Annotated in this window: 33 protein-coding genes; 23 read left to right on the top strand and 10 right to left on the bottom strand. The window is 62.5% G+C overall.

All coding sequences use genetic code 11. The features are described from left to right. Positions 1-43: 43 nt before the first annotated feature. Positions 44-2,785, top strand: coding sequence for an EAL domain-containing protein (locus ACM42_RS37205; protein ID WP_271533417.1), 2,742 nt, complete (start codon positions 44-46; stop codon positions 2,783-2,785). 15 nt (positions 2,786-2,800) lie between these two features. Here the strand turns inward: ACM42_RS37205 and ACM42_RS37200 are convergent, their stop codons facing one another. After that, the gene (locus tag ACM42_RS37200; RefSeq protein WP_028178916.1) at positions 2,801-3,061 is read right to left on the bottom strand and encodes a hypothetical protein; all 261 of its coding nucleotides are present in this window, start codon (positions 3,059-3,061) and stop codon (positions 2,801-2,803) included. 210 nt (positions 3,062-3,271) lie between these two features. Here ACM42_RS37200 and rocF point away from each other — a divergent pair, with 210 nt between their 5' ends. Next, positions 3,272-4,249 (top strand): arginase, encoded by a 978-nt coding sequence (rocF, locus tag ACM42_RS37195; protein ID WP_271533416.1) that lies wholly within the window; start codon positions 3,272-3,274, stop codon positions 4,247-4,249. Between the two features lie 170 nt (positions 4,250-4,419). Then, entirely contained in the window at positions 4,420-4,704 is a 285-nt protein-coding gene (locus ACM42_RS37190; protein WP_035676369.1) for a hypothetical protein, read from the top strand. 3 nt (positions 4,705-4,707) lie between these two features. Here the strand turns inward: ACM42_RS37190 and ACM42_RS37185 are convergent, their stop codons facing one another. From ACM42_RS37185 to ACM42_RS37160, 6 genes are all read right to left on the bottom strand, one after another. After that, positions 4,708-5,922, bottom strand: coding sequence for a mandelate racemase/muconate lactonizing enzyme family protein (locus ACM42_RS37185; protein ID WP_271533415.1), 1,215 nt, complete (start codon positions 5,920-5,922; stop codon positions 4,708-4,710). Positions 5,923-6,059: 137 nt separating this feature from the next. Further along, positions 6,060-7,346, bottom strand: a complete 1,287-nt coding sequence (locus ACM42_RS37180) for an NRAMP family divalent metal transporter (RefSeq protein WP_271533414.1) — start codon at positions 7,344-7,346, stop codon at positions 6,060-6,062. Between the two features lie 228 nt (positions 7,347-7,574). Then, a complete protein-coding gene (locus tag ACM42_RS37175) occupies positions 7,575-7,760 on the bottom strand; it encodes a hypothetical protein (protein ID WP_035676373.1) in 186 nt (61 codons plus the stop codon). 231 nt (positions 7,761-7,991) lie between these two features. Beyond that, complete coding sequence (locus ACM42_RS37170; protein WP_271533413.1) at positions 7,992-8,642, bottom strand: general stress protein; 651 nt, start codon at positions 8,640-8,642, stop codon at positions 7,992-7,994. A gap of 12 nt (positions 8,643-8,654) precedes the next feature. Beyond that, on the bottom strand, positions 8,655-8,975 hold the full coding sequence (locus ACM42_RS37165; protein WP_271533412.1) for a hypothetical protein: 321 nt from the start codon (positions 8,973-8,975) through the stop codon (positions 8,655-8,657). Between the two features lie 153 nt (positions 8,976-9,128). Continuing rightward, the gene (locus tag ACM42_RS37160; RefSeq protein WP_271533411.1) at positions 9,129-9,326 is read right to left on the bottom strand and encodes a hypothetical protein; all 198 of its coding nucleotides are present in this window, start codon (positions 9,324-9,326) and stop codon (positions 9,129-9,131) included. Between the two features lie 128 nt (positions 9,327-9,454). On the opposite strand from ACM42_RS37160, the gene ACM42_RS37155 reads away from it, so the two are divergent. From ACM42_RS37155 to ACM42_RS37145, 3 genes are all read left to right on the top strand, one after another. Beyond that, entirely contained in the window at positions 9,455-9,682 is a 228-nt protein-coding gene (locus ACM42_RS37155; RefSeq protein WP_028178924.1) for a hypothetical protein, read from the top strand. A gap of 433 nt (positions 9,683-10,115) precedes the next feature. Beyond that, entirely contained in the window at positions 10,116-10,364 is a 249-nt protein-coding gene (locus ACM42_RS37150; RefSeq protein ID WP_271533410.1) for a hypothetical protein, read from the top strand. 144 nt (positions 10,365-10,508) lie between these two features. Beyond that, positions 10,509-10,778, top strand: a complete 270-nt coding sequence (locus tag ACM42_RS37145) for a DUF6894 family protein (protein ID WP_271533409.1) — start codon at positions 10,509-10,511, stop codon at positions 10,776-10,778. On the opposite strand, the gene ACM42_RS37140 is transcribed toward ACM42_RS37145, so the two are convergent. Further along, positions 10,772-10,999 carry a hypothetical protein gene (locus ACM42_RS37140; protein ID WP_271533408.1) on the bottom strand — a complete coding sequence of 76 codons (228 nt, stop codon included), beginning with the start codon at positions 10,997-10,999 and terminating at the stop codon, positions 10,772-10,774. The two genes, ACM42_RS37145 and ACM42_RS37140, sit on opposite strands and share 7 nt — an antisense overlap. Next, a complete protein-coding gene (locus ACM42_RS37135; RefSeq protein WP_271533407.1) occupies positions 10,996-11,196 on the bottom strand; it encodes a hypothetical protein in 201 nt (66 codons plus the stop codon). Before ACM42_RS37135 ends, ACM42_RS37140 begins: the two co-directional genes overlap by 4 nt. Before the next feature lie 538 nt (positions 11,197-11,734). Here ACM42_RS37135 and ACM42_RS37130 point away from each other — a divergent pair. The 5 genes from ACM42_RS37130 to ACM42_RS37120 all read left to right on the top strand — a co-directional run bounded on the left by ACM42_RS37130 (position 11,735) and on the right by ACM42_RS37120 (position 15,850). Next, complete coding sequence (locus ACM42_RS37130; protein ID WP_271533406.1) at positions 11,735-12,502, top strand: DUF4261 domain-containing protein; 768 nt, start codon at positions 11,735-11,737, stop codon at positions 12,500-12,502. A gap of 60 nt (positions 12,503-12,562) precedes the next feature. Then, positions 12,563-12,754, top strand: a complete 192-nt coding sequence (locus ACM42_RS38780; protein WP_442868968.1) for a hypothetical protein — start codon at positions 12,563-12,565, stop codon at positions 12,752-12,754. Then, the gene (locus tag ACM42_RS38775) at positions 12,667-12,852 is read left to right on the top strand and encodes a hypothetical protein (RefSeq protein WP_442868971.1); all 186 of its coding nucleotides are present in this window, start codon (positions 12,667-12,669) and stop codon (positions 12,850-12,852) included. The genes ACM42_RS38780 and ACM42_RS38775 overlap by 88 nt, the downstream gene beginning before the upstream one ends. Positions 12,853-13,158: 306 nt before the next feature. Then, positions 13,159-13,791 carry an imm11 family protein gene (locus tag ACM42_RS37125; RefSeq protein ID WP_271533405.1) on the top strand — a complete coding sequence of 211 codons (633 nt, stop codon included), beginning with the start codon at positions 13,159-13,161 and terminating at the stop codon, positions 13,789-13,791. 418 nt (positions 13,792-14,209) lie between these two features. Then, positions 14,210-15,850 carry an AHH domain-containing protein gene (locus ACM42_RS37120; RefSeq protein ID WP_271533404.1) on the top strand — a complete coding sequence of 547 codons (1,641 nt, stop codon included), beginning with the start codon at positions 14,210-14,212 and terminating at the stop codon, positions 15,848-15,850. 150 nt (positions 15,851-16,000) lie between these two features. Here the strand turns inward: ACM42_RS37120 and ACM42_RS37115 are convergent, their stop codons facing one another. Then, positions 16,001-17,524, bottom strand: coding sequence for an FAD-dependent monooxygenase (locus ACM42_RS37115; protein WP_271533403.1), 1,524 nt, complete (start codon positions 17,522-17,524; stop codon positions 16,001-16,003). 652 nt (positions 17,525-18,176) lie between these two features. On the opposite strand from ACM42_RS37115, the gene ACM42_RS37110 reads away from it, so the two are divergent. The 12 genes from ACM42_RS37110 to ACM42_RS37055 all read left to right on the top strand — a co-directional run bounded on the left by ACM42_RS37110 (position 18,177) and on the right by ACM42_RS37055 (position 25,903). Beyond that, positions 18,177-18,371 carry a hypothetical protein gene (locus tag ACM42_RS37110; RefSeq protein WP_271533402.1) on the top strand — a complete coding sequence of 65 codons (195 nt, stop codon included), beginning with the start codon at positions 18,177-18,179 and terminating at the stop codon, positions 18,369-18,371. After that, positions 18,368-18,856, top strand: coding sequence for a hypothetical protein (locus ACM42_RS37105; RefSeq protein WP_271533401.1), 489 nt, complete (start codon positions 18,368-18,370; stop codon positions 18,854-18,856). The genes ACM42_RS37110 and ACM42_RS37105 overlap by 4 nt, the downstream gene beginning before the upstream one ends. Further along, positions 18,822-19,043 carry a hypothetical protein gene (locus ACM42_RS37100; protein ID WP_271533400.1) on the top strand — a complete coding sequence of 74 codons (222 nt, stop codon included), beginning with the start codon at positions 18,822-18,824 and terminating at the stop codon, positions 19,041-19,043. Before ACM42_RS37105 ends, ACM42_RS37100 begins: the two co-directional genes overlap by 35 nt. Before the next feature lie 69 nt (positions 19,044-19,112). After that, positions 19,113-20,108 (top strand): phage tail protein, encoded by a 996-nt coding sequence (locus ACM42_RS37095; RefSeq protein ID WP_271533399.1) that lies wholly within the window; start codon positions 19,113-19,115, stop codon positions 20,106-20,108. 48 nt (positions 20,109-20,156) lie between these two features. After that, entirely contained in the window at positions 20,157-20,972 is an 816-nt protein-coding gene (locus ACM42_RS37090; RefSeq protein WP_271533398.1) for a class I SAM-dependent methyltransferase, read from the top strand. 38 nt (positions 20,973-21,010) lie between these two features. Continuing rightward, positions 21,011-21,700: a hypothetical protein gene (locus tag ACM42_RS37085; protein ID WP_271533397.1), complete on the top strand. Its 690-nt coding sequence runs from the start codon at positions 21,011-21,013 to the stop codon at positions 21,698-21,700. Further along, entirely contained in the window at positions 21,697-21,927 is a 231-nt protein-coding gene (locus ACM42_RS37080; RefSeq protein ID WP_271533396.1) for a hypothetical protein, read from the top strand. The genes ACM42_RS37085 and ACM42_RS37080 overlap by 4 nt, the downstream gene beginning before the upstream one ends. 1 nt (position 21,928) lies before the next feature. Next, positions 21,929-22,312 carry a hypothetical protein gene (locus tag ACM42_RS37075; protein ID WP_271533395.1) on the top strand — a complete coding sequence of 128 codons (384 nt, stop codon included), beginning with the start codon at positions 21,929-21,931 and terminating at the stop codon, positions 22,310-22,312. Further along, positions 22,309-22,608, top strand: a complete 300-nt coding sequence (locus ACM42_RS37070) for a hypothetical protein (protein ID WP_271533394.1) — start codon at positions 22,309-22,311, stop codon at positions 22,606-22,608. The genes ACM42_RS37075 and ACM42_RS37070 overlap by 4 nt, the downstream gene beginning before the upstream one ends. Before the next feature lie 63 nt (positions 22,609-22,671). Beyond that, positions 22,672-23,100, top strand: a complete 429-nt coding sequence (locus tag ACM42_RS37065; RefSeq protein ID WP_271533393.1) for a GNAT family N-acetyltransferase — start codon at positions 22,672-22,674, stop codon at positions 23,098-23,100. 238 nt (positions 23,101-23,338) lie between these two features. After that, positions 23,339-24,607 (top strand): CaiB/BaiF CoA transferase family protein, encoded by a 1,269-nt coding sequence (locus ACM42_RS37060; RefSeq protein WP_271533392.1) that lies wholly within the window; start codon positions 23,339-23,341, stop codon positions 24,605-24,607. A gap of 90 nt (positions 24,608-24,697) precedes the next feature. Next, entirely contained in the window at positions 24,698-25,903 is a 1,206-nt protein-coding gene (locus tag ACM42_RS37055; protein WP_271533391.1) for an acyl-CoA dehydrogenase family protein, read from the top strand. The last annotated feature ends 9 nt before the right edge of the window (positions 25,904-25,912 follow it).

Here is a 25,912-nt window from a genome sequence, read left to right as displayed (position 1 = left end):
TGAGGGGGGCGCGCCCGATGAAGTGGGTGCTCGGGAGGATCGGGTGAAACGCTATCGGCCGCATATTCTGGTGGTGATCGCGCTTGCGATCGTGCTGTCCACGGGATGGCATGGCTCGCTTCGCAACGCGCTCACCGACCTGCGGTTCGCGTGGCAATCGCGTGACGCCAGCGGCAATGTCGTCGTCGTGGCCATCGACGCGCCGTCGATCGATCAGATCGGGGTCTGGCCCTGGCCACGCCGGTTGCATGCGGAGCTGCTGCGCAGGCTCGATGCGGCGGGGGCGCATGACGTCGCCTTCGATGTCGATTTCAGCACGCCGTCCGACCCGGCCTCCGACGAAGCCTTCGTCGGAGCGCTGCGGGAGGTCGGCGGCTCGACGATCCTTCCGTCCTTCAAGCAGCCGGCGCCGAATGGTGGCGCGGCTCACGTCAACCGCCCCCTGAGGCAGTTCAGCAACCAATCGTGGCCGGCCGTCGTCAATGTCGCAGTCGAATCCGACGGGCTCGTTCGCCGCTATCCGTTTGGCGAGAAGCTCGGCGACGCCTTGATGCCGTCGATGGCCGTTGTGCTGGCGGGACAGGACGTCAATCGCCGGCCGCCCTTTCTGTTGGACTTCAGCATTCGTGCGGCTTCCATTCCCGCTGTCTCCTATGTTGATGTGCTGCGCGGCGATACCGCCACGCTCGGCAAGCTGAAAGACAAGAAGATCGTCATCGGTGCTACGGCGCTCGAGCTCGGTGACCGGTTCAGTGTTCCGAACGGCAAGATCATCTCAGGGTCGATCCTCCAGGCGCTGGCCGCTGAATCGATCCTGCAGAACCGGATGCTGCGCTGGACGTCCGATATCGGCATGATCCTGGGCCTGGGTGCGATCTGCCTGCTGATGATGTATTCGTGGCGCCGCTTCGCTCCGGGAATTCGCGTCGCAATCCTCGTCGCAGCCGGGGTGGCCGCCGAACTGGTCGCAGCCCTCGTGCAGGCGAGATGGCCCCTCGTCATCGACACATCGCTGTTCCACATCGCGATCATCGCTTATCTGACGGCAATTGCGCTGGACGAAATCGATTTCCGCGGTCTGCTCGGACGTATCGCCGAGAGCCGCTTCCATCGCATCGCGATGTCGCTCGGCGACGGGCTCGTCTGCACCGACGAGGAGCACCGGATCACGGTCTGGAATGCCGGCGCGAGTGCGATCTTCGGCTACATGCCGGTCGAGATCATCGGCCGCCCGTTCGAAACGCTGTGTGCTTTGCCGGTGGACGGCGGTGCAAGGCCGTCGATGCACGACGCCGCGCGTCAGGCGCTTCTTGTTCCGGGTGGGGCGGTCGTGGTCGAGTTCGAGGGCCGGCGCAAGAACGGGGAAACCTTCCCGGTCGAAGCGAGCTTCTCGGGCTGGCAGGGAACGGATGGCTTTCAATACGGAGCGATCCTGCGCGATATTTCGGTCCGCAAACGTGAAGCCGAACGTATTCGCTACCTGGCAGAGCACGACGCGCTGACGGGTCTTGCCAACCGGACCATGCTGCATGCGGGCCTCGCCGACCTGATCAGCGCGGCGGAGCGGCGGTCTTCCGGCGTCGCATTGCTTGTGCTCGGACTCGACGGCTTCCAAGAGATCAACGACATGCTCGGACACTCGGCCGGCGACGTCGTGCTGCGCGCGGTCGCCGAGCGTCTCCGGCGCGAAGTCGATGGTCAGGCGGTCGTCGCCCGGCTCAGCGGCGACGAATTCGCCATCGCGATAGATTGCGCGGAAGTCGGCGAGTCGATCGAAGCGTTTGCCGAGCGGATCACGCAAGCGTTCGAGGCGCCGCTCGCAGCGGGTACGCGGCAGCACCGGGTCGGGATCAGCGTTGGCGTTGCCGTCCATCCGGAAGGCGGGCAGACGGCTGATGATCTCCTGAGCAACGGCCATCTGGCGCTGAGCCGCGCGAAGGCGACGCGGCGCGGCAGCCATGTGATCTTCGAAAGTGCGATCAGGCAGGAGCTCGAGAACCGGCTGACGCTGGAGAGCGAGCTGGCGCTTGCCGTGGAGCGCGATGAGTTCGAACTGTTCTACCAGCCGCAGGTTCGTCTGATCGACGGCGGTCTTGTCGGGGCCGAAGCACTCATCCGCTGGCGACATCCGGTGCGCGGCTACGTCTCGCCCGGAGAGTTCATGCCGGTGGTCAACACTTCGGCCCTGTCGGAGCGGATCGCAAACTGGGTTATGGAAACCGCCTGCCGTCAGGCGCGAGCCTGGGAACTGTCCGGCAACAATGTGCGCGTCGCGATCAACCTCTCACCCTCGCAGCTCCAATCCGGCGATCTCGCGCATTCGGTTGCAGCGCTGCTCGATGCGACGGGGCTGACGCCATCGCTTCTCGAAATCGAAGTTACCGAAGACATCCTGCTCCATGACGAACGCCGCGTGCTCGCCATGTTCAAGCGAATTCAGGAGCTCGGCGTCCGGGTCCTGTTCGATGATTTCGGCACCGGCTATGCGAGCCTGAGCTATCTCAAGAAGTTTCCGCTCGACGGGCTCAAGATCGACCGGTCGTTCGTATTCGGTCTTCTCGCGAATTCCGACGATGCTGCAATCGTCGGCTCGACGATCGGTCTCAGCAAGCAGCTCGGTCTGACAGTCGTGGCTGAAGGCATCGAGGACAAGGCAACTGCCGACTTCCTGGTCAGCATGGGATGCGAGGAAGGGCAGGGATATTTCTTCGGCCGTCCGATGCCGGCTGAAGCATTCGATCGGCAGTTCCTCGCGGCTGGGCACAAGGCTGCCAGCGCTGCCTGAGCGGGGGCTTCGCTTCTACCGCCGGCGCGCCACCGCCATGCCAAAGAGGAACGCAACGAACAGGCTGGCAAGCGGCGCTTCGCGGGTGACCGCTGCGACCGTCGCGAGAGCCCCGCCAGGCTTTCGCGATTCCTCGACGGCAGAGGTCAGGCGGTCGACGCCTGCGCGCAGTCCTCCGGCGACTTCACCGATCGTGCGGGAGACATCCGCCGTTGCATCGATGGCACGCTCGGCCATGCCGGGTTGGGACGTGGATTGCGGTATCTCGGTGCTCAAGGGGGCGACCTCCGGGCCTGATGATGGAAGCCGACACCTCTGGCTATCCGCGACAGGCGCGTGGTTTACGACGAGTGCCGGCCTTGGATGGGCAATTCAGCGCACGGGATTTTGTTCCGGGATACATCGATGGTGGCTGCCTTCTCCGGGAAACGACGGGTGCGAATCTCTGTTAGGCTGGGTCAACCTTGCTGATGTCAGGAGACAGCCGTGACCGATCGGACCGTGACGGATCGAGCCCGGCGCATCGCCTTGCTCGGTGCTCCCATCGACATGGGGGCTTCGCAGCGCGGCACCTTGATGGGGCCTGCGGCGCTGCGCACCGCAGGCCTGGCAACACTGCTCGAAAGCCTGGATTTCGAGGTTGTCGACTATGGCGATCTTTCCGTAGCCGAAGTCCGGGACCTTACCGACACGCCGCCCGAAAATGCCAATCACTACCGCGAAATCCAGCGCTGGACACGAGTCCTGAGCCGCAGAGGCTATGAGATCGCGACAACCGGTGCGCTGCCGATCTTCCTTGGCGGCGATCACACGCTGTCGATGGGGTCGGTCAATGCGATGGCGCGTCACTGGCAAGAGCGCGGACGCGAACTCTTCGTGCTCTGGCTCGATGCCCATGCCGACTACAACACCCCGGAGACGACGATCACCGCGAACATGCACGGCATGTCAGCTGCGTTCCTGTGCGGCGAGCCCGGCCTCGACGGCCTGCTCGGCGGCGATCCGCGCGCGTCGATCGACCCGGACAGGCTGGACCTGTTCGGTGCGCGTTCGATCGACAAGCTCGAAAAGGAGTTGATGCGCTTGCGTCGGATCAGGATCGTCGATATGCGCCAGATCGACGAGTTCGGCGTCGCCGTCATGATCCGGCGCGTCATCGAGCGGGTCAAGGCGAGCAATGGCGTGCTGCATGTCAGCTTCGACGTCGATTTCCTCGATCCCTGCGTGGCGCCGGGCGTCGGCACCACGGTGCCGGGTGGCGCCACCTATCGCGAGGCGCACCTGATCATGGAGCTGTTGCACGATTCCGGCCTAGTCGGATCGGTCGATATCGTCGAGCTCAATCCCTTCCTGGACGAACGTGGACGGACGGCGCGTGCTGCAGTCGAGCTGATCGGCAGCCTGTTCGGCCAGCAGATCACAGACCGGCCGACGCCGAGCAACGCAATCGCTCCGGGGGAGTGAAGCGGCGGACGGCGTTTGTGCGAGGCGCGGCGGTCTTAGTGTGTTCCCAGCTGGGATTCGGCTGCAGCAGCAGGGTCCGACGCGCTGGCCTGGAACTTGCTTGATGGGGGCGGGGAACCGGGTGGGGCGCGATTGAGTTAACCTGCAATAGGAAAATAGCGGATCCTTCGATGACAAGTGGTCGTTTCGCAAACTCCATCTCCACCGCCCTTCGGCATCCCGGTGTGATCGCGCTGATCGTGGCGGGTGTGACGATTGCGGCAATGCTGATCGTCGACCACGGGCCGTGGAGCCGCGCCAAGACCCAGCCGGCTCATGTCGCGATGTACGCGACCACGGGAGAAGCGGCGCGCGCCGCGGGCGCCGCCGTGCTTCCGACCGAACCGAAGTCACCGGTCGAGCCGGCACGCCCGGGGCCGAAGACGTCCCCGACCGTCAATCCCGTGACGCCGTAGCTCTCAGCTCCTGCGGCCGTAGTTGAGGAGCCCGCCGCTCGTCTTCGGCGGGTGCGCGCGCACGGCGTCCTCGTTGGGCTCGGTGCCCCAGCCGGGCCGGTCCGGGACGATCAGATGGCCGTCCTGAATCTCCGGCTCATGCGTGAACAGCTCGCGGTCCCAGGACAGACGATCGATGTCGATCTCCATGATGCGTAGGTTCGGCACCGCGGCACAGAAATGTGCGTTCATCATCGAGCAGAGATGGCCGTAGAAATTGTGCGGGGCGACGTTGACCTCGAAGGCTTCCGCAGCGCTCGCGATCTTCATCGATTGCCAGACGCCGTTCCAGGGCGTGTCGATGATCGCGACGTCCATCGCCTGCTCGTGGAAATAGGGCAGGAATTCCCGCAAGGAGAGCAGCGTCTCGCAGGATGAGATCGGGTGCGGGCTCTGCCTGCGGATATAACCAAGCGCCTCCGGATTGAAGCTGTCGATCTCGACCCAGAACATGTCGAGGTCGGCAATGGCGCGCAGGATCTTCAGATAGCCTTCGGTCTTGGCGTTGAAGTTGCAGTCCAGCAGAATGTCGACGTCGGGACCCGCGCCGTCGCGCATCGCCTCCAGATGCATGTGCAGGTCGCGCAGGATCTTGCGGTCGACGTTGATCTCGGGGGCGAAGGGTGAGCCGAAGCCGGGACGCCAGCCGGTCGGCTTGCCGTCGTCATAGGAAAAGATGTTGGTCTTGAGCGCGGTGAACTTCTTCTCGCGCACCTCGCGCCCCATGGCCTTGACGCCATCGAGACTTTCGATTGGCGGCTTGTACCAGGATGGGTGATTGATGCGCCATGTGGCGCAATGCGACCAGTAGACCCGGATACGGTCGCGGATCTTGCCGCCGAGCAGCTCATAGCAGGGGACCCCGAGAGACTTCGCCTTGGCATCGAGCAGCGCATTCTCGATTGCACCGAGGGCTTGCGCCACCACGCCGCCGGCGGCGGGACGGGTCGCTGCGAACAATTCGGCAAAGATGCGCTCGTGCTGGAAGATGTTCTGCCCGATGACACGGGCGGAGAGGCGATGGATGGCAGCCCCAACGCCGGGGGAGCCGAAACCCTCGTCGAACTCGCTCCAGCCGACGATGCCGTCCTCGGTCGTCAGCTTGACGAAATGATAATTTCTCCAGCCGGCATCGCAGGCAAGGATCTCGAGGCTTGTTGCTTTTGATGATTTGCTCATGTCGCTCCCTGTCGCCCGGGCTTCTTCTTGTGGCTCGATCCGGGCCCGGACCGCATTGTTAGGCCAACCGAGGACCTGCGTGAAGGGCGCAGCGATGCGCCCGCGAGCGCGTCCCGGTGGCGCTTTCGCCGGTCTCGTCAGCCAACCATCGAAGAGACGAGCAGCGCGAGGACGGCCAGCGCCATCAGCGCAGTGCCGAGCCAGCCCAGCGCGATCAGCCATGAGCGGCCCCTGAAGCGGCCCATGATCGCGCGGCTCGAGACGATCAGCATCATCATGGCCATGATGGGGACGGCGACGATGCCGTTGAGCACCGCGCTCCACACCAGCATGTGGATCGAGTCGATCCCGGTGAAGCCGAGGCCGAAGCCGATGAGGGTCGCCGCCGCGATGATGGTGTAGAAGCCGACCGCTTCGTCCGGCTTGGCCTCCAGCGTGGCACGCCAGCCGAAGATCTCCGCGACGCCGTAAGCGGCCGAGCCCGCCAGCACCGGGATGGCGAGCAGGCCCGTGCCGATGATGCCCATCGCAAACAGGGCGAAGGTGAAATCCCCGGCGAGCGGCCGCAGCGCTTCGGCCGCTTCGGTCGCCGAATTGATGTTGGTGATGCCGTTGGCATGCAGGACCGAGGCCGTGGTGAGGATGATGAAGAAGGCGATGCCGTTGGACAGCAGCATGCCGGAGATGGTGTCGGTCCTGATCCGCGCGAGCTCCGGCTTGCCGCCGTGCCTGAGCTCGCGAAGCGGCTTGTCGCGCTGGCCCTGGTTCATCTCCTCCACCTCCTGCGAGGCCTGCCAGAAGAACAGATAGGGGCTGATCGTGGTGCCGAGCACGGCGACCACCATCATGAAATAGTCGCCGCTGACATTTGCCTTCGGCCACACCGCGGCGAGCAGCGCCGTGCTCCAGGGAATGTCGACGGTGAAGGCGGTCGCGACATAGGCGAACAGCGCCAAGGTGAGGAATTTCAGCACCGGCGAATAGCGGCGGTAGGGGAGGAACACCTGGAGCAGGGTGGAGCCGGCCGCGAAGATCAGCGCGTGTTCGTGGTTGAGGCCGCCGATGACGAGCGAGAGCGCCTCGGCCATCGCGGCGATGTCGGCGGCGATGTTGAACGTGTTTGCGGCAACCAGCATGGCGACGAGGGCCAGCACCGCCCAGCGCGGCGCGATCTGCATGACGTTGGCGGCGAGCCCCTTGCCGGTGACGCGGCCGATCCGCGCGCTGACGAGCTGGATCGCGATCATGAACGGCGTGGTCAGGAATACGGTCCAGAGCAGCCCGTAGCCGAATTGCGCGCCGGCCTGCGAATAGGTGGCGATGCCGGACGGGTCGTCGTCGGCAGCTCCGGTGACGAGGCCGGGCCCCAGCCGTTGCATCAGCGTCGGCGCGGATTTCGTCGGCGTGAGGGCGCTGTCGCGCATGTACGGGGACCTCGCAGGGGGACTGGCGTCTCCCTAGCAAATGCGAGTGCGGGAACATAGGTTCCTGCCGCGCGAGCGGCGGTATTTCTGATAATGCTAAATTCGCTTGCTCCGTCGGACAAAACAGGGGTAGATTGCCAACATCGCAAGACGTCTCGAAATCGGCGGCCATCCGCGGCTCGCAACCGGCGGCGGAAATTCCGTGCGGATAAAGCTGCCCGGGTCGTCTTACTTCACGCTGACGAACATGCCCCAGGCGGCGGCCAGCGCCGCGCCGGTGAAGAGAACCACCGGATTGTCGCAGAACGTGCCGCCATAGCTGCACACGTCCGCTCCGAATTGGCCGAGCTCATGACGGCTCGCGGAATAGAACAGTCCCGACAGCACCAGCAATGCAGCGGCGACGTAGTACATTGACGATCTCCCGGCTTGCCCCGTCCAGGCGACATGTCCCAGCATGACGCGAAGAGATTTCACTTCGCCCAATCCGCTTTGCTGAATTTGAGATAAAGTTTGACCCGTCGGGCAAAACACTGGCAAGATCAGACCATGGGCGAGTGCCGGCGTCGCGATGATGACCGGCGTTCGGCATGAAAAAGGCCCCGCGCATCGCGGGGCCTTTGTCGTGTTGGGCCTGCTGCCGGCTTATCGCCGCGAGCCCGCGCCGTACAGCTCGCGTTCGCGCCTGATATCGTCGGGCGCGAGCGGCGGGCTTGCCGCGTCGAAGTCGGTCCAGCCGGACTTCTTCCAGGCTGAGCTGCGATCCTGCAAGTTCACGGACCTCTCGTGCAGAAGCGCTTCGAGGCGTGCGCGATCCTGGTCCGGCACCCTGGCTGTGACGAGCGTGCCGCCACGGCGAACGCCCTCGGCATAGAGCGATGCATCCTCCTTGGAGACACCGGCTTCGGTGAGGGCGCCAACGATGCCTCCGGTTGCTGCCCCGGCGGCCGCACCGACAGCGGTCGCAGCGAGCCATCCGGCAGCGACGACCGGCCCGAGGCCGGGAATGGCCAGCAGGCCGAGGCCGGCGAGCAGGCCTGCCGCTCCGCCGATGCCGGCGCCGATGCCCGCACCGGTCCCCGCGCCCTCGGCGCGATCGTCGGTGCCGTCGCGATCACGATCGACCTTGCCGCCCGATGTGAGGCCGGCCTTGCCGGACGACGAGTCGTACCAATTGTCCGAGTTGTTGGCGACGATGCTGATATCGGAGTGCGGTACGCCGGCGTTTTCGAGCCGCCTGACAGCCTGCTCCGCATCGGAATAATTGTCGTAGAGACGAGAAATGGTGGTCGTCATGCTAATTCCTCCTTACTTGGCGGGATTGACGTTGCCTTGGAAGTCGACGCTGACATCGGTCTTGGTGCCGGCCTTGTCGGCCTTGCCGCGCCAGACGCCTTCGTTGTCCTTCTGCAGGCCGGAGACGTTGGAAAATCCCGCGCCCTCGATCCGCGATTTCGCCTGTCCCTCGGTGAAGCTGTTGCGGCCGGCGACCGGAGCATTTGAGTTGTTCTGGTCCGAGCTGTTGACGGCGTTGTTTCCGGGCCCGCTTTGCGCCGGCTGCGACTGGGCGCCCGCGGGCGCCGCGCCGAGCAGCAACAGGGTTGCTGCCAGCAGAGTTAGACGTGACATGTTTTTGTCTCCTGCAAGTGATTGTGCCGGCGACAACATGCGAGATTCGAATTGGTTGCTACTGTTCTGGAGGAGTCTGCCGCGGCTCTTTGGTCGGCAACGTCGAGCGAGCTGTGGCCGTCGTCTGCCGCAGTGGCGTTCCCCGGCAGGCTGCTACTTTGAAGACTTCACAGGCTCGCCTTGGCTCTGGGTGGTTTCCCAGGGAGCTGGAAGTATGACGCGGATGGGGCGGGCTTCGGCGGAGCTTTGAACGACAGGAGCAGCCTGGTCCTTGACGGGCTCAGCTGCTTCTGCAGCCATCAGCGCGACCAGCATCGCCAGAGAAGTTGTCACGAGCCGCACGTTCAGCATCGAAGCCTCCTGTTGGCGCACCAACGCAGTCCGAGCCGGTTGGTTCGAATCTTGGTCCGGGAACAAGTGGCAATCTGTCCTGTTTGTAGATGACAGGCCTGATGACCGGGCTGCTGGAGGAGGACACGATGAACATCAAAGCCATCATTGCAGCCGCTGTGCTGACGTCAGTTGCGTCTCCCGCGTTTGCGCAATCGTTCTACGTGGTTCAGGACGTCAAGACCAAGAAGTGCACCATCACCGAATCCAAGCCGACGACCACGGAAACGACGGTTGTCAGCGGCGACACCGTGTACAAGACCAGGTCTGAAGCCGAGGCCGGCATGAAGACGGTCAAGATCTGCACCTCGCACTGAGGAAATGCCTGTGCTGTTGCTTTGGGCCATCCCGCTGTGATCCTTCTTGGCGGCGCGCCTGCCTGATCGGTCACATGCACTGAGACGGGAAGGCGCGGTGGCCGTGGTCCCGCCAGGGCTTCGGCGCCTCCCGAGGCAACAGCGCGATCGATGAAAGCCCGCGCGGAGCAATCCGTCGCGGGCTTTGATTTTGAGGACGCAAACAGGCGGGGCCGTGCGGATGACCTCGATGAAACACGCCTGAAACAGTGCTGAAACCCGATTGTCCTGAACGGCTCGGCTCCGCACCTCGACCAACGAAACGAACAGGAGAGACAATCATGATCCAGATCGGTTCGAAGGAAGAAGTCGCGTTCCTGCTGGCGCTGTTCGGCACCCATACCCAGCCGGTCAAGCGGCCGAAGCCGAAATCGCAGCAAAGGTGAGAGAACCCATGCCCGGCTTGGCCGAATGCCAGAGCCTGTTGCGGCTCCTGATCGCAAGGGGCGATCCCAAGGCCATTCCGCTCGCCAGGGGCGCCATCGATCAGTTCCTGAACACGGCGCCGGCGAGCGTCCGCGGACGCGGCCTGCGCGTGCTCCAGCGCGACGCGCTCGACCAGCACGATGCCGCGGTCGGCGTGCAGCGTTCGTTCGCCGAGACGGTGGACGCCTATATCGAGCGCAAGCTTGCGGAGGAGTGAGAGGCGAGTGCGCGAGCTCACGCACTCCGGTCCCGGCTGAGCGTGCGCGCTCCGTTCCCAAAACCCTTTGATCCCAAGAGAATTTTTGCGTCCTCTTGGAAACCTTTGTTCGCTCCCTGAGCTATTACGGCAAAGGATGCAACAATGCCCCGATACTACTTCGACCTTCGCGACGAGAAGGGAACTGCGGTGGACGAGGAGGGACTGGAATTGTCCGGCCCGCGCGCGGTTCAGGCCGAGGCGGCCAAGTCGGTTGCCGACATGGCGCGCGACGCCGTGCTGTCCGCGCCGCTCACGGGCGGCCGGCAGGAGATGGCGATCGACGTTCGCGACGCCGGCGGTCCCGTCATGCAGGTGACGTTCTGCTTCGAGATCGAAGATCTGACGTCGCGATCGCGGTCACGCGATCATTGATGCATCGGTGCCGATCGGGATCGCGCGTGCAGCGGTGGCCGGGATTGATCGGAGTCCAGCACGGCGACCTTGCGGCCGAGCTGCCAGACTTCGACCTTGCCTAGCCGCGTGAACTGCTTCGCAAAGACCAGCGCGGAGGAATCGGACGGGGCTTCGAACGCTTCGGCGGATCGGAAGACGCCGTTTTCGCCGACGAGATAGGCGCGATATTGCTGCGTCATGTCGGCGCCCTCAGTCCGGGCGAGCGCAGCCAGGCCTCGATCTGCATGGCGGTCTCGTCCTGTCGCGCCTGGCGCAGCAGCATCTCGCGGCGACGCCCCGGCGTAAGCGTGCGCGCTTCCGCGCGACAGCGGGCGGCTTCGTCCGCGAGTCTGTCGGTCAGGGTCTTGGTCTGTTTGAAACGACGTCGTGTCTGCATGGCGCATCTCCCTCATTCGAGCAGGCGGGAGCGCAACTGGCGTTCTCATCACCGATCTGTGCCACGGGCCTTGCGGTGATGGATCAATCCTACACCGCTTGCGGAGAAGGGGTCTGTATCATTTGGTACGGCCGCAGATTAAATTTTCGGGTGCAAGTTCAGCCGCTTGAGCCACTTACTCATTTTGCGCGCGACGTGATGCCAGGCTCATTTTTGAACCAAAGCGACCTCGGTAGTCGACGTCGTTTCACCGGCCAAGGCTTTCTTGGGCGCAAGACGCAGGACGCGCCTCTGAAGGAGGAGGCGGATGGCAACGGCGGGTGATGGGTGCTGTGGAATGTCTGCGCCGCCTAGCCACTCGCATCGGCCTCGACCTCCTGCATTGACATGAGGCCGTGATCCCTCTTGCGCTCGCTCGACGCGAGCGTAGAACGTCGATTGACAATGTTCTCTTTTTGTTCTAAGTGGCTTTTGGTTCAACCTGTGGGCGAAGTACCGAAGCATCGGTCTCGTCCTGGAATATCCTGCGGGGCAGTCGATGAGTAACTCGCTTCTCGCTTTGGTCCTATTGGACAATCCGGTGACGCCGGACATGTCAGCGGTCGCCAAGGCCCTTCACGCCCGACATCCAGAGTTTGCAATGGACAACGGAGGTGCGCAGCAGGTTCAGGCAGACTCACCCCTCATTCGATGCGGCAACGAGCTTGTTGCCGTCATGTCGATGCCGGCACCCATTCCGCAGGATCCGGGATTGTGGGCACGCGCTGCCACAACGTGGTCGGAGAGCGAGGCGGTGGCGGCGCGCCATCAAGGCCACATGATCGTCTCGCTGCTCGGAAAAGCTGAGCAGCCGTTGATCGCTGCCCGCCTTACGACCGCAGTCATCGGTGCGTTGATTGCGACCGTGCCGGAATGTTGCGGTGTGGTGTGGGCTGGCCGGGTCGCGCGGCCGGCCGATGTATGGCTCGAGGAATCTCGCTGGTCGCTCGCCCCGTATCCTGACTACCCCTTCAGGCTATGGGTTGACATTCTTCCGTTCCGGTCGGGTGCGAAGATCGGAGCGATCACGATGGGGCTGTCCGCCTTTGTAGGCCGTGAGATCGAGTTTGTGACCGGAAAGCTTGCACTTCCGGCGTTGTTCGACAAGGTAGCCGGACTTTCCGTGTATCTGATCGAGCATGGAAACGTGGTGAAGGACGGCGATACGATCGGGGCAAATGCGAGCGAGCGGATTGCGGTTCGCTACAAGAACTCTGATGTTTTTGGAGGGCTGCCGGTGTTTTGCTGTACTGATGATTTCACGTAAGTGCGCACCCTCGGCACGGACTGGGAGCTCTTTCACGACTAATGGCTCGTTTCCGACCGGATGAAGAGCCTTCTTGAGGCGTTGGATTTCGAGGGAGTTCGTTTTGTCAGATGCGAGGCACGGTATCGAGACGGCCGCCCGGCGCAACATAGTGGCTTTGCGACATTGTCAGAGTTCTCGATGCTATCGACGAAGCGAACTCCGTTCTCGAGATCGAGTATCGGACGCCCAATCGTAAGGTTTACAACCTGAGAAAAGAAGTTGCCTTCTCTTCAAAGAGAACACTGTCGGAGCGGCTCATATCTTCATGCTGCCTTCTATCCCATGACAGTCTGCGACCAGGTAGCTAAGGATGCGCGCAAAAAGCGGGTATGAGAGGTATCGGATTTACCGATGCGACCAAGTATTGAGCTGATGCGCAGCTGTTGCCAATCTTGAAAGGGTATGGTTGTGACGGCCGCGATGGAATTGAAGACTGATTGCGAACTTATGTGGAAGCCCTTCGAGATCGATCATTTGACAGATCGGGCAAAACACTGGCGGAATGGTATCATCCAAAGAACCCGAATAAAGCCCCGCACACCGCCGCGGGCTTTATTGTTGGGCGGCTTATCGTGGCATGTGTCGTTGCAGGCGATGCTTGACGAGGCTCAGTCATGAGTGACCAGAAGACAGTTTCTGTTGCGAAACGACCCAGCGCACGAAAGCGTCGCTTCTACAAAATGGGTCCCGATTTCAGAGTGGGAGGCGGGTCGGGGTTTTGGGTTGAGGACGAGAGTATCCTTCCTCCGTACGGAGTATCTCGTCTGCCGGCGTCTACCCCGCATGTGCCTTATGTGTTTGATAAATCGGTCGGCAGTCTGCCATATGACCTCGAGCTCTGTTATGACTGGTGGCTCATTTCGGACCGGACAAAGGCAGTATTCGAGACGCTTGACCCGGACGCCTTTGTATTTGTGCCGTGTGATGTGCGAATGCCGCACGCTTGCTATGATGGACCGAACTATTGGCTCTGCGATGTCGTCCGCGTCCTCGACGCGCTGGACGAATCGCAATCGCGCCTGCGCATCGGAATTCGGGACGATACCTGCTATCGCGACTACGGTCGGAAATATTACTCGTTCCTTCCAGATGCCAAACTGGTCTTCAGAGAGGCCACAATCGGCAACGCTCATATTTTCCGTATGGCACACCGCGATTCGGCTTTCATATGCGACCAAGACCTCAAGGACGCCTGCAAGTCCGCGGGCCTCAAGAGAATTAGGTTTCAAGACGTCTTAAAACTCTGAGTCTGCCTTGAGTCTTCCCGAGAATGAGGGGGCGCTCGCATACGGCTCTGCGTCCCATGGTCCGGCGGAGATGTCCCGGCCCGCTTCGCTTCAGCAATGATACGTTGAGGCGGAGCAATTTCTGTTCGCGGGCACTGGTAGCAACGCGGGCAGATGGCGGTTGGCACGGCAATACTTCATCGAACGATCGCAACAGAACTGACGAGCGTCGTTCCTTTCGGGCTGGCGAATAGTTTGGCACTTCGTGACTCGCATCCACCGCGGATGATCGAGCGCTTCGCCAGCGTGCCCTAGCATTTCACAAGCATTGCAGTCCGTTTGACAGACGCGCGGCCCTCGCCGCGGCGCCCGTGCGCGTGCGCCTCATCCACCTCCTTCAATCAGCCCACACTCTAAAGAGCCTCATTTGTGAGGGTGTATGTCAATTTTCTTTGATCACCACATTATTCTCGACCGCTTTAGAGACCACCGCGCATTTCGCGGGATAGACAAGAAAGCCTTCGATATCGACTCTCCGGCAAACCGCATCTATTTGCCAGCAGATCCGAAGATTGCCGCGAAACTAAACGTGTCGCCTCATCCTGGTAATCACATTGATTCGTACGTCGAGGCCGTCGGTGAGAAACTCGATGCAATCAAAGAGATCGAAAGTCCAAGCAAGCGAACTGCGGAGATAAGGACTCTCATCGATGCAATGCGCGTCGGCTTCCTCAACGGTGATCTCTATACAAATTGGCCCATCGACAAGACGCGAGAGGAGGTCAATCTCTCAAATGCGAAGGTTCTCAGCGACCACAAAGCCTATCTCGCGCAGTACCCGGATCAACTCAGAGCCATCAGAGACATCGAGCAAAGAGGAACGAATGCCGGTCTGGACCATCTGATCAAATGGTTGCTATTCTTGGATAACCCAGAGAGGCGGAAACTACTGGATGAGGTGATTGCCCGCAATCCTGACGTCAACATAACGGCTGGCAATCGCAACCTTGGCGGAACGGATTGGTCCAAGTTCGAAGCGCCCGATCCCTCCTCGGACACTCTTCGCATACCCGGCTCAACACCAGCCAACCCGAGCGACTTTCCGCCGCTGCCGGGCTACAGTTCACCTCCGCTTGCCGGTCTGGACGAACAGGAAGGGTTCACGCGAAGTGATCCCCGCGTCACACGTGCGCTGCCACCTTTTCCCACGCTGGATCCGAATGAACAACGGCTCGGCCAATTGCCTCCGACAACGGCTGCCCCGACAGATCCGCTGGTGCTGCAATCCGATCCGCACTCCGGAACGGCGCTTCCATTCTACGAGAATCCCTTCGCCGGAGGCACGTCTCCGGCGCGCGGTCTTCTTCCTTGGTTGGCCGGAGCGGCCGCACTCGGCGCAGCGGCCCCCTTCGTTCCCGCTTGGCTGCTTGCCATTGGGGGCACCTTGGCGCTTACGCGCGCTGCCAACGCGCAGGAAAGTAGTTCCGATCCGACGATGGGCGCTGCCGCTCCTGGCGGAGGAGTGTTCTCGGCAGGCGCGTCTGCGTTCAACACCAACGGCGATAGGCTTAACGTCCACACCCCGGCTGGCAGCAGCAACTCTTCGGGCTCATCGGCGTTCGTGCCGCGGTTGGGCGAGGCTTCGTCATTTGATCCAGAGACCCCCGCTAGTAATTTTGCGGATCGCTTCGGCAATTGGGCCAGCACGGCAGTCGGCACCGTGCCTGCCAAAGATTTGCCAGAGGCCGCGGCCGCGTCTGCCGCAGGATCAGTCGCGCCCGAAGATGTCCGACGTCTCACCCGGGTGAATGAGACGAACGCGGGCAGCGTGTTCTCATCCGGGAGTGCGCCAGTCCCGTATCTGCCGTCTACCGAATTCAACGAGCGGTTTGGCAGTTGGACCGTGTCGCCCGCTGACGGCCAGCATCCGCAGCCGAGCAAGCCGATCGGTATATTCGCGGATGAGCCGAGCTACCTCATTCCACCACCGATCTTCGGAGTGGACGGCCCGGGCAATCCGCACAATGACGGTGAGGAATGGTTCTCTCGCTGGATACGGCCTTTGCTTCGGCCGGAATGAAGTTTGTGGCGGACTCCTTCGTGGGCCGCGAGACAGCCATTTGACACGTCGGGCAAAACACTGGCAGAGTGGCATCATCGAAAGAGTTCGTATCAAGCCCGCGAGTATGCCGCGGGCTTTTGTTTTGGCGGCGCTTGAGACGTTCGTGCTTTATGCACCACCCGTCCCGAACCACGTCGTCAGCGCCACCGCAAGTCCGCATCGGTTCTCGTCTCCCACCCAGGCCACATGGCCATCGGGCCGCACGAGCACGGCCTTGGGCGCGGCGACTTGTCCAATGGCCGGAAGCTCCCATGCGCCGTCGCAATCGGCATCGACCAACGCGATGCGATCTGCCAAAGGAGCGATGTTGATGCCGCCGCGCTCGCCAAGATTGAGCAACAGGCCGCGCGCGCTGTGCAGCAGCGCGAACAGTCTCAGCTTCTGTCCGTCGACCATCAAATCGAGATCGGGCATGCGGCGTCCGAGCAGGGCGTGGCCTTCACCGAGATCATAGCGGATGTCGAGCCCGCTCATCATCGCGCCAAAACGCTTGCGCGGCTCGTCCATGGCGAGAAGCTCGGACACGACGTCGCGCGCGGCCTTGAGGCCGTCGTCGGCGCGGCGGAGCAGGGCGATCTGCGCCCTGGTGTTGCGCAGCACGCGAGCTGCGACGGGATGGCGCTCGGCGTGGTAGGTGTCGAGCAGGCTGTCAGGCGAAATGCCCTTGACGACCTGCGCTAGCTTCCAGCCGAGATTGACCGCGTCCTGCAGGCCGGTGTTGAGGCCCTGGCCGCCCACGGAGTGATGGATGTGCGCGGCATCGCCGGCGAGCAGCACGCGTTCCCTGCGATAGGATGCAGCCTGCCGCGCCGCATCGGTGAAGCGGGAGATCCAGTTGGCGCTGTGCAGACCGAAGTCGGTGCCGTACACGGCGACGAGGGCCTCACTGAGATCGCGCAAGGTGGGCTGGCCGTTGCGATCGAGCGTCGCCTCCGTCACGACGACCAGCACGCGCCCGCTCTCCGTCTTGCTGAGGCCGTGAAAGCCCAGCGCGTCGTGACGCAGGCCGAATTCCGGCTCCTCGCGCATCTCGACTTCGGCCATGAGATTGCTGAGCGTCGGATCGAAACCGGCGAAATCGATGCCGGCGGTCTTGCGCACCACGCTGCGGCCGCCGTCGCAGCCGACGAGATAATTTGCGCGCAACGTCTCGCCGCCGGAGAGCGTGACGTCGACGCCGGCCTCGTCCTGCGCGAAGCTCGTCACCTCGGCGTTGCGATAAACCGGGACCGCGAGCTCCGCGACCCAGTCGGCCAGGAGGCGCTCGATGTGGTTCTGTCGCAGCGCGAGCCCGTAGGCGTGCCTTGTGGGGAGGTCGCTGATGTCGAGCCGCGTCCAGGCGAAGCCTGCAAGCTGGGTGATTTGTCCTTCGCGCAGGAAGCGCTCGGCGACGCCGCGCTGATCGAGGATCTCGATGCTGCGTGCGTGCAGTCCACCGGCGCGCGTCTCGACCAGCTCCTGGTTGGCGCGTCGCTCGACCACGGCGACGTCGATATGCGCCAGCGCAAGCTCCGCGGCCAGCATCAGCCCAGTCGGGCCGCCGCCGGCGATGATGACCGCATGGCCGGTGGCTGCCGCGCGACTTGCGCGCTTTCGGCCGCGCGACGGGGATGTCGGAAGCGATACAGGCATGTCGTGACCCCTCGGCTCGTTGTTGGGTCGAGGCTTCTACGCGATCATCGGGGGCTTGAAGCAAGCCCCTTGCGAACCACATATTGAGCCGGGAGGAGGGGCTTCCGCTTCAGCGCTCGCCGCGTTGACACGTCGGGCAAAACACTGGCAGAATGGCATCATCGAAACGAGTTTGGTTGGCCCGCGCGGAGCAATCTGCAGCGGGCTTTTTCATGTCCGCCTCGTGCGACGACAATCGCGCACAAAACATGGTTTGACACGTCGGGCAAAACACCGGCATGATGGCATCATCGAGACGAGTTTGGTTGACCCGCGCGGAGACATCCGCCGCGGGTTTTTTCGTTCTCGATTTCGGAATCGGACGGCGGCAACGCATTGCGGCCACGCACTCGTCAAACTTGGAGCGCCCATCGGCGCGCCGCCGTCCGAACCATTGCTGGCCGTGCACGCGCGAACGTGCCGGCCCGCGGCGCAGGGCCCGCTGCCCGCGCCGCTGCGGTCTCCGGGACCGGAGATAGGGTTCGCGCCCGAAACGATCGCGTCTTGTCGCGATCTGCCGCGCATTTTCTTCACAAGGAGAGAAGATGACCGCTTATCTGATATCGCTGGCCGTCGCGGGCCTCGTTGCCATCGTGCTGTGGGAGACGTTCTCGTGAGCGAGGAAAACATCGCATGTGAGCCCGAGCGTGCACCGGTCCGCTTGCCCACGACCAGGAAGACGTCGAAGGCGCGCACCCTGACCGAGATCGATTCGAGCCCGCACAGTTTGAGACGACGCATTCAACTCGTCGATTTGCGCCGGCGCATGGGCGACCTCCATGAGGCGCTGCGCAAGGCCAAGCGATGACCCACCCGCTGCTGACGGCGCTCGCGCAGGCGCGCCTGCGCGACGCGCCGATGTTCGTCAAATGGTGTGAGCTGAACGGTGTGTCGGCCTGTCCGGCGACGCCTGCGTCGGTGGCGCGCTTTGTGACCGACTGTGCCGCGCTCGGCATGGATCGGCTCTGGCCGGCGGTACAGGACATATCGCGGATGCACATATCGTCGGGTCTCGCGGATCCCACTCTCGGCGGTGCGGCGGCAGGCGCGATTAATGCGATTGCGGCCATCCCGCCGCCTCGGTCCTGGCCGGGACCGTTCAAGCAACGGTTCGCCGCATTACCCTACGACATCCAGGTTCATCTCGCCTCACACGAGGCACAGCGCGAACGCGCGCTCCGGCGCGCACAGAACGATGCTGCCTCCGTCCGCCAGAAGCTGGCGGCATTTCAGGCTGAAACGAAGGACGGAAAGACCAATGGCAACGAAGTTGCAACGCGTGACCAGGATTGAAGATCGCATTGAGGAGCTGCGAGCCGAGATCGACGGGATCATCGACGCGCGCGTGGCCCGAATCGCAGGCGAAAGCCCCGGCGTCCCCGCAGGCGTGATCCGCAACCTCCTGACAGCCCGGGCGCCGTCGTGTCGCTGCGCCCAGTACCTCGAGCTCTACGGCCGAGAGAAGAAAACGCCGGACTGACGGCAGCAGCGAATCATCGAACCAGGCGATGGCGAGCCACGGCATTGCTCTTCACATCAAGGATACAGGATGACTCTCTACAAATGGTCTCAGACGGCGTCCGCCGACGCCACGGCAGATTCGACGATCAACTGGGCGGAGGGGCAATCCCCCTCCAGTGTCAACGACTCGGCCCGCGCGATGATGGCAGCGATTGCCAAGTACCGTGATGACGTCGCTGGTGCGATCGTGACGACCGGTAGCAGTACGGCCTACGCGGTCAATACTTATCAGGTGTTTCAGTCGGTCTCGCAGTTGAACGGTCAAGTGATCGCGTTCACACCGCATGCCACGAACGGTGCGACGGTGACGATCAATGTAGATGGTCTTGGTGCAAAGCCGCTTTGGTCGGCGCCCTCGGTTGAATTGCCGGCTGGCGTTCTGGTGCAGGGCACCCCTTATGCAGCGCTTTACAATTCGAGCGATGCAGCGTTCTATCTTCATGGGTTCTTCGGCAATCCGTATTCCATCCCGATCGGCGCCAGCATTGACTTCTGGGGGGCGTCGGCGCCGAATAGCTCGTTTGTGCTTGCCTACGGTCAGGCGATATCGCGAACAACCTATTCGTTCCTGTTCTCCATGTTCGGCACTACGTATGGCTCTGGCGACGGCTCAACGACGTTTAACATCCCGGATCTCCGCGGTCGCGTTGTGGCCGGGGTTGATACTATGGGCGGCTCAGCCGCGAGCCGGTTGACCGACGCCACTGCCGGATTTGGAGATACCCTTGGCGAGGCTGGTGGCGCTCAGTCACGCACGCTGATTACCGCGAACTTGCCGCCATATACGCCGTCCGGCACGAACAGCGGCGGCGCAGCAAATTTCCAGTGGTCCACCATTAGCAACGGCGCGGTGGGCGGTTCGCAGACTGTGGTCACCAACATCCTGAATTCTGGCGGCGGGCAGCTTACGAGCACCAGTTTCATCCAGCCGACGTTTACGGGCGCAGCCCAAGGCGGTACCAGCACGCCAGTCGTGACCGTTCAACCAACCATCGTTGCGAACAAGCTGCTCCGGATCATTTAGTGGTGGCTTTTGGTTGCATATCCGCCGCTTCGCGAGTTAGAAGTGGGGATGGACTGGCGTCTTAAAGCGTTAGCGTTTCGTGCCCTTGAGCTCCCTGGCGGTGCTCATGCTCACTACTTTTTGCAGCGCCACGTCACAAGGAACTGGCCGCGGAGGACCAAGACCTTAGACGCTCTGGCCGGTATCGCGCGTCGGGCCATTGAGGATTACGCTCGTCACGTGGGCGGAACTCCGAGTTCTGTCCTTGAGGTTGGCTCCGGCCGCGATCTAGCCGTACCGATCGCCTTACGTCGTCTAGGGGTGGCGAAAGTCGTAACCTGCGACGTTGAGCGGCTTGGCAAGCTGGATCTGATCCAGCACGCGGCTGACCACATCCTGACCGGTCACGTCAAGTTGTTGAGTTGGGATGATCTTGAACGGTTCGGGGTGAAGTATCTCGCACCGCATTACGTAGGCTCGGATGATGAGCCGGTCGATTGCTCATGTTCGAACGAAGTGCTGGAGCATGTGCCGACAGATCAACTGGCTATTCTGCTCAAGGGGCTGCGTGCAGTTACCAAGGGGCTTACGACGCACTCGATCGACTACAGCGATCATTATGCGCGGTCGGACAAGTCTGTCTCTCGCCTGAACTTCTTGCGCTATTCGGACAAGGAGTGGCGGCCGTTCAACAGTGGCAAGCAGTACGTGAACCGCCTCCGTCACAGTGATTATGTGAGGATGTTCTGCGAAGCCGGCTTCACGATCCTGGAAGAGAGTTCGGTGGTTGGAGAGCCGCCGCCTGATTTGAAGATTGCAGACCAGTTCAAGCGATACGATCCACCAGATCTGTTCGCCATAAAGGGGCGCATCGTCGCCGCCTAGTTGCGCCGCCTTCGGGCGGCTTTTTTTTCGGAGACATCATGGTAGATTTCGACGCCCTCACGTGGGCGAACCTATTGCGCTGGCAAAATGCCAAGCTGACGCGGAAGATGCTCAGCGAGAACGTTGCGACGTCGTTGATGGCGGCGAAGGCCCGTTATCGCGCGGTCGAGGCCAGGACCGGCGTCCCGTGGGCCGTTATCGCCGTCATCCACCAGCGGGAGTCCTCGCAGAATTGGGGCCGGTCGCTGGCCCAGGGCGATCCCTGGAATAGGGTCTCGGTCCACGTTCCGGCCGGGCGCGGTCCGTTCAACTCGTGGGAAGAAGCAGCGATCGATGCGCTGCTCAATTGCCACCCGTATCTTGCGAAGCGCAAGGATTGGTCTCTTGCCGGCGTTCTGATCGCGCTGGAGATGTACAATGGTCTTGGTTACGCCAGCAAGGGCATTCCGAGTCCGTACCTCTGGGCGGGCACCGATCAATACAAGTCCGGAAAATATGTCGCTGATGGTCGGTACGATCCGAGCCATGTCGATCAGCAGCTCGGCTGCGTCGCGATGCTGCTCTCGATGATGGCGATCGATCCCACGATTTCATTCACGGGCACGAAGGTCGCGCCGTCGGCGCCGCAAGCACCGCACGAGGCACCTTCCGTCGGCAACCCCTCCAAGCGCTCCATCGGCGCGTTCATCGCCACCGTCTTCACCGCCATCTTCAAGAGGAAGTCATGACCATCGCGTTCGAGAGGGTTAAGGCCTGGTTCAAAGATTCCGTGACGATCCTCTGGGCTCGCATTCAGTATGTCCTGGGAGTGCTCGGCGCCGGCCTGATCGCGGCGTTCTCCGGCTACGATTTCACGCAGCTCGCAAGCATGGACGCAAATTCTGCGTTCAAGATGCTGCTCGCGGTTGCGACCGCGGGCGTGTTGACCGAAATCGCCCGGCGCCGGACGCTCTAGGATGTGGATGGCCATCCTCAGTTTCCTTGGCGGCCCGGTCATCAAGGGGCTGATCGACGCCTACCAGGCCAAGCTCAAGGCCGGCAATGTCGATAGCAAAATCGCGGCAGATCTCGCGGCGAGCGAGATTGCCTCGCAGACGGCCGAGGCCAACGCCGTCATGCAGTACCGCATCGCCGAGATCGGGCACTGGTATGAGCCGGACAAGCTGATGGGTTATTGCGTCGCGCTCTATTTCGCCAAGCTCCTGGTCTGGGACAAGGTTCTCGGATTGGGCTCGACGGACGCTCTGGCGGGGTTTGCGGCGATCACAGCCAATCTCGTGGTCTCATTCTATTTCGCCAAGCGCGGCTTCGAGAATGTTGCGAGGATCATCAAGCGATGAAGATGGCGGACGACGAGATCAAGGCCATTGTGGCCGAGACGATGGCCCAGCAGCACAGGCTCCAGCAGGAGAGCATCGATGCGATCGTACTGAAGGCGGTGGCGTCGGTGCTCGCCTCTTTGGGAATCGAAGATGACGACCGAAAGGAGCTGCGCGCAGATTTCCAGCACTTGCGCAGGTGGCGAAAGAGCGTGGAGCAGGCGCAGAGCTACACCTTCAAGGCGGTGATCACGGTGCTTGCCACCGGTTTCATGGGAGCCGTCTGGCTCGGTGTCAAGGTCGTGCTGGGCAAGTGAGCTTCCGGCGATGGTGACGTCGCCGCGCACCCGATCTCGGTCTTTGCCGCAATGAGCCACGCCATGTATAGAATTCGTATTGTCGATCCGTCCGATGATGACGTTGCCGACACCTTAGCCGATCTGCATCAACTCACGTTCTTCGATGCCGCAGCTATGCCCGAGTTCGATCTTGGCGCGTGGTGGCTGGCTTATCACGGTGATGACGCGGTCGCCTTCGCTGGTGTTGTGCCGTCGACGCACGTTCGAAATGGCGGCTATTTCTCCAGGGTCGGGGTCTTGCAGCGGCGTTGGGGGCGCGGCCTCCAGCGTAGGCTCATGCGCGTCGTCGAGGCGCGGGGACGGCGCGCGGGATGGGAGAGCATCGTTTCCGATACGACGGACAATCCGATATCTGCCAATAATTTCATCCAGGCGGGCTATCGGCTCTATGAACCCGAATCGCCGTGGGCCTGGTCGCACACGCTTTACTGGCGAAAGTGGCTTCGCTGAGAGAATGGAGCGGGGTTTCCCGTAATGCGGAACGTGGCAACGGTGAATAGCCAGCGCGAGACGTCACGCAGCCTATGTGCCCGGAATATCACAGGGCCCGGCAGCCTGGTGGCTGCCGGGCCCTTTTTGCGTATTTGGGCGATGCGGGCGAAGCACTTGCGAAGTCGGCAGCGCCGGGCTTTAAGTTTGCTCTTGCGGAAATTCGGCGGCCATAAGCCGATGTAAGGGAGCGCTATCGATGCCCACCAAGCCTCAATTGCCGGTGCGTTCGTCGCGAGGGACTGGAGGGCCGACTGCGCTCGATGGTCTGCTGGTCGTCGATTTCACGCGCGTGGTCGCCGGCCCGGCCTGCACCCAGACGCTCGCCGATTATGGCGCCCACGTCATCAAGATCGAGAACCCCGACGGCGGCGACGACACGCGCGTCTATGAGCATGCCGAGATTGGCGGCGAAAGCGCCGCCTATCTCAGCCTGAACCGCAACAAGCGCGGCATTGCGCTCGACCTTGCCGTGCCGGAGGCCCGAGAGATCGCGCTGGAGCTGATCCGCAAGGCAGATGTGGTCGTGGAGAACTTTTCGAGCGGGGTGATGAAGAGGTTCGGGCTCGACTATGAGTCGGTCGCGCCGCTCAACCCGCGGCTGGTCTATTGCTCGATCTCCGCCTATGGACGCACCGGCCCGTTTGCTTCGCGGCCCGGCTTCGATCCCATCACCCAGGCGGAAAGTGGCTTCATGTCGCTCAATGGATTTGCCGACGGCCCGGCGGTCCGTACCGGCCCGCCCATCGTGGACATGGCAACAGGGATGTCCGCCTGCAACGCGATCCTGCTGGCGCTGCTGGCGCGGGACCGGCTCGGCCGCGGCCAGCATGTCGAAGTAGCCCTGTTCGACGTTGCGATGGGGATGACCGGCTTCTACGGCATGGCCTATCTCATCAACGGCGAAAACCCCGGCCGGTTCGGCAATTCGCCCAGCGGGTCTCCCACGGTCGGGGTCTATGAGGCCTCCGACGGGCCGCTCTACATGGCCTGCGCCAACGATCGGCTCTACCGCCGGCTCGTGGTGGAGGTCCTGAACCGACCTGACCTCATCACCGATCCGCAGTTTGCCACGCGCAAGGCGCGTTCGGAAAACAAGGAGCTCTTGCGGGCAGCCATTGCAGAGGTCTTTGCAGGCGATACGCTCGAGAACTGGATGGCGAAGATGAAGCTGGCCAATATTCCGGTCGGCTACCTCCGCACGGTCGAGGAGGGGTTCAATGCACCCGAGGCGCGCGAGCGCCATCGCTTGAACCGGATTCCGCACCCTACAGCGGAATGGGTGCCCAACATCGAGCCCCCGATTACCATGGGCCTGACCGGCGCGATCGATCCCGTTGCGGCACCTCTATTGGGTCAGCATACGAAGCAGGTCCTGCATGATACGCTCGGTTACGACGAACGTCGCATTGCCCAATTTGCCGAGAAGGGCGCCTTTGGCTCGGCCAAGCCTCCGACGCCAGCTTGAGGACGTTGCCTCGGCTTGATTTAGAGAAGGTCTCGCCGCATAAATGTGTGAAAGCGAGGGACACGAATGGCGCTCGGTCAGGAGCCGCGCATGATTCAGCCCACCGGACAGCAAGCTGGCGGAGAAGTCTATGCGGCAATGATTGCGAAGGCTCGAGCGCTATTGCCCCGACTGCGCGAGCGCGCCGCGCGGACGGAGGAGCTGCGGCGTCTTCCGCCGGAGACCGAAAAGGACCTCCATGACGCTGGCCTGTTCCGGATGCTCCAACCGGCCCGGATCGGGGGCGCCGAGCTCGACTATGTCGCCCTCGTCGATTGCGCTGAACTGCTCGGGCAGGCGGATGCGTCGGTAGCCTGGAATCTCGCCAACCTGGCGAGCCATCACTGGATGCTCGGGATGTTCGACCAAAGGGCGCAGGATCTGGTCTGGGGCCGTGATCCGGACGCGCTGATCGCATCCTCGTTCATTTTTCCCGCAGGACGCGCCACGCGGGTCGCGGGCGGATACCGGCTGCACGGCAGTTGGCCGTTCTCCTCGGGCGTTGCCTCCTGCGAATGGAACATGCTTGCAAGCGTGGTCTACTCCGAGGACGAGGCGGACGGCATCGAGTATCGAATCTTCCTGCTGCCGAAGGGCGATTACAAGGTGCTGGACACCTGGAATGTCGCAGGATTGCGCGGGACGGGGTCTTGCGACGTGGAAGTCCGGGACGCCTTCGTGGCCGACCACATGACGGTCGCTGTCGGTGACCTTTCAGGTGGCCCGACACCGGGAAGCAAGGTCAATCCGAATCCGCTGTATGCGTTACCCGTGTTCTCGCTATTCCCTTACGTCCTCTCCGGTGTCGCGCTGGGGAACGCGCAGGCGTGCCTCGACGATTACACAGAGGTCGCGCGTCATCGCATTTCAACCTACAATCGCGCCAAGCTGAGCGATTTTCAAAGCACGCAGATCAAGATCGCAGAGGCCTCGGCGAAGATCGACGCCGCACGCCTGATCATGCGGTCGGCCTGCCTCGATGCCATGACGGACGCATGGCGCGGCCATATCCCTGACATGGCGACCAAGACCAGATACCGGCGCGACGGATCTTTCTCAGTGAACTTGTGCACGGACGCGGTCTCGATGCTGTTTGCCGCGAGTGGCGCGCGCGGTCTGTTCACGAGCGGCATGTTGCAGCGGCAGTTCCGCGATGCGCACGCGATCAACTCGCATCTCGCGTTCAACTTCGATGCGGCTGGCACCAACTATGGACGGGTGGCGCTCGGCCTGCCGTCCGAGAATCTCACGCTGTGAGGTCGGCCG

This window comes from Bradyrhizobium sp. CCBAU 25338 (genome assembly GCF_028128965.1).
Classification (GTDB): Bacteria; Pseudomonadota; Alphaproteobacteria; order Rhizobiales; family Xanthobacteraceae; genus Bradyrhizobium; species Bradyrhizobium liaoningense.
This window is presented reverse-complemented; position numbering and strand designations above follow the sequence as displayed.

Coding starts and splice junctions, on each gene's coding strand:
- ACM42_RS37155 (WP_028178924.1), top strand. CDS start 9,455: ATGAACATCAAAGCCATCATTGCAGCCGCTGTGCTGACGTCAGTTGCG.
- ACM42_RS37075 (WP_271533395.1), top strand. CDS start 21,929: ATGTGGATGGCCATCCTCAGTTTCCTTGGCGGCCCGGTCATCAAGGGG.
- ACM42_RS37085 (WP_271533397.1), top strand. CDS start 21,011: ATGGTAGATTTCGACGCCCTCACGTGGGCGAACCTATTGCGCTGGCAA.
- ACM42_RS37070 (WP_271533394.1), top strand. CDS start 22,309: ATGAAGATGGCGGACGACGAGATCAAGGCCATTGTGGCCGAGACGATG.
- ACM42_RS37180 (WP_271533414.1), bottom strand. CDS start 7,346: ATGCGCGACAGCGCCCTCACGCCGACGAAATCCGCGCCGACGCTGATG.
- ACM42_RS37115 (WP_271533403.1), bottom strand. CDS start 17,524: ATGCCTGTATCGCTTCCGACATCCCCGTCGCGCGGCCGAAAGCGCGCA.
- ACM42_RS37090 (WP_271533398.1), top strand. CDS start 20,157: ATGGACTGGCGTCTTAAAGCGTTAGCGTTTCGTGCCCTTGAGCTCCCT.
- ACM42_RS37145 (WP_271533409.1), top strand. CDS start 10,509: ATGCCCCGATACTACTTCGACCTTCGCGACGAGAAGGGAACTGCGGTG.
- ACM42_RS37095 (WP_271533399.1), top strand. CDS start 19,113: ATGACTCTCTACAAATGGTCTCAGACGGCGTCCGCCGACGCCACGGCA.
- ACM42_RS37150 (WP_271533410.1), top strand. CDS start 10,116: ATGCCCGGCTTGGCCGAATGCCAGAGCCTGTTGCGGCTCCTGATCGCA.
- ACM42_RS37130 (WP_271533406.1), top strand. CDS start 11,735: ATGAGTAACTCGCTTCTCGCTTTGGTCCTATTGGACAATCCGGTGACG.
- ACM42_RS37105 (WP_271533401.1), top strand. CDS start 18,368: ATGACCCACCCGCTGCTGACGGCGCTCGCGCAGGCGCGCCTGCGCGAC.
- ACM42_RS37100 (WP_271533400.1), top strand. CDS start 18,822: ATGGCAACGAAGTTGCAACGCGTGACCAGGATTGAAGATCGCATTGAG.
- ACM42_RS37065 (WP_271533393.1), top strand. CDS start 22,672: ATGTATAGAATTCGTATTGTCGATCCGTCCGATGATGACGTTGCCGAC.
- ACM42_RS37165 (WP_271533412.1), bottom strand. CDS start 8,975: ATGTCACGTCTAACTCTGCTGGCAGCAACCCTGTTGCTGCTCGGCGCG.
- ACM42_RS37185 (WP_271533415.1), bottom strand. CDS start 5,922: ATGAGCAAATCATCAAAAGCAACAAGCCTCGAGATCCTTGCCTGCGAT.
- ACM42_RS37055 (WP_271533391.1), top strand. CDS start 24,698: ATGATTCAGCCCACCGGACAGCAAGCTGGCGGAGAAGTCTATGCGGCA.
- ACM42_RS37120 (WP_271533404.1), top strand. CDS start 14,210: ATGTCAATTTTCTTTGATCACCACATTATTCTCGACCGCTTTAGAGAC.
- ACM42_RS37140 (WP_271533408.1), bottom strand. CDS start 10,999: ATGACGCAGCAATATCGCGCCTATCTCGTCGGCGAAAACGGCGTCTTC.
- ACM42_RS37160 (WP_271533411.1), bottom strand. CDS start 9,326: ATGCTGAACGTGCGGCTCGTGACAACTTCTCTGGCGATGCTGGTCGCG.
- ACM42_RS37080 (WP_271533396.1), top strand. CDS start 21,697: ATGACCATCGCGTTCGAGAGGGTTAAGGCCTGGTTCAAAGATTCCGTG.
- ACM42_RS37060 (WP_271533392.1), top strand. CDS start 23,339: ATGCCCACCAAGCCTCAATTGCCGGTGCGTTCGTCGCGAGGGACTGGA.
- ACM42_RS37125 (WP_271533405.1), top strand. CDS start 13,159: ATGAGTGACCAGAAGACAGTTTCTGTTGCGAAACGACCCAGCGCACGA.
- ACM42_RS37175 (WP_035676373.1), bottom strand. CDS start 7,760: ATGTACTACGTCGCCGCTGCATTGCTGGTGCTGTCGGGACTGTTCTAT.
- ACM42_RS37170 (WP_271533413.1), bottom strand. CDS start 8,642: ATGACGACCACCATTTCTCGTCTCTACGACAATTATTCCGATGCGGAG.
- ACM42_RS37190 (WP_035676369.1), top strand. CDS start 4,420: ATGACAAGTGGTCGTTTCGCAAACTCCATCTCCACCGCCCTTCGGCAT.
- ACM42_RS37135 (WP_271533407.1), bottom strand. CDS start 11,196: ATGCAGACACGACGTCGTTTCAAACAGACCAAGACCCTGACCGACAGA.
- ACM42_RS38780 (WP_442868968.1), top strand. CDS start 12,563: ATGAAGAGCCTTCTTGAGGCGTTGGATTTCGAGGGAGTTCGTTTTGTC.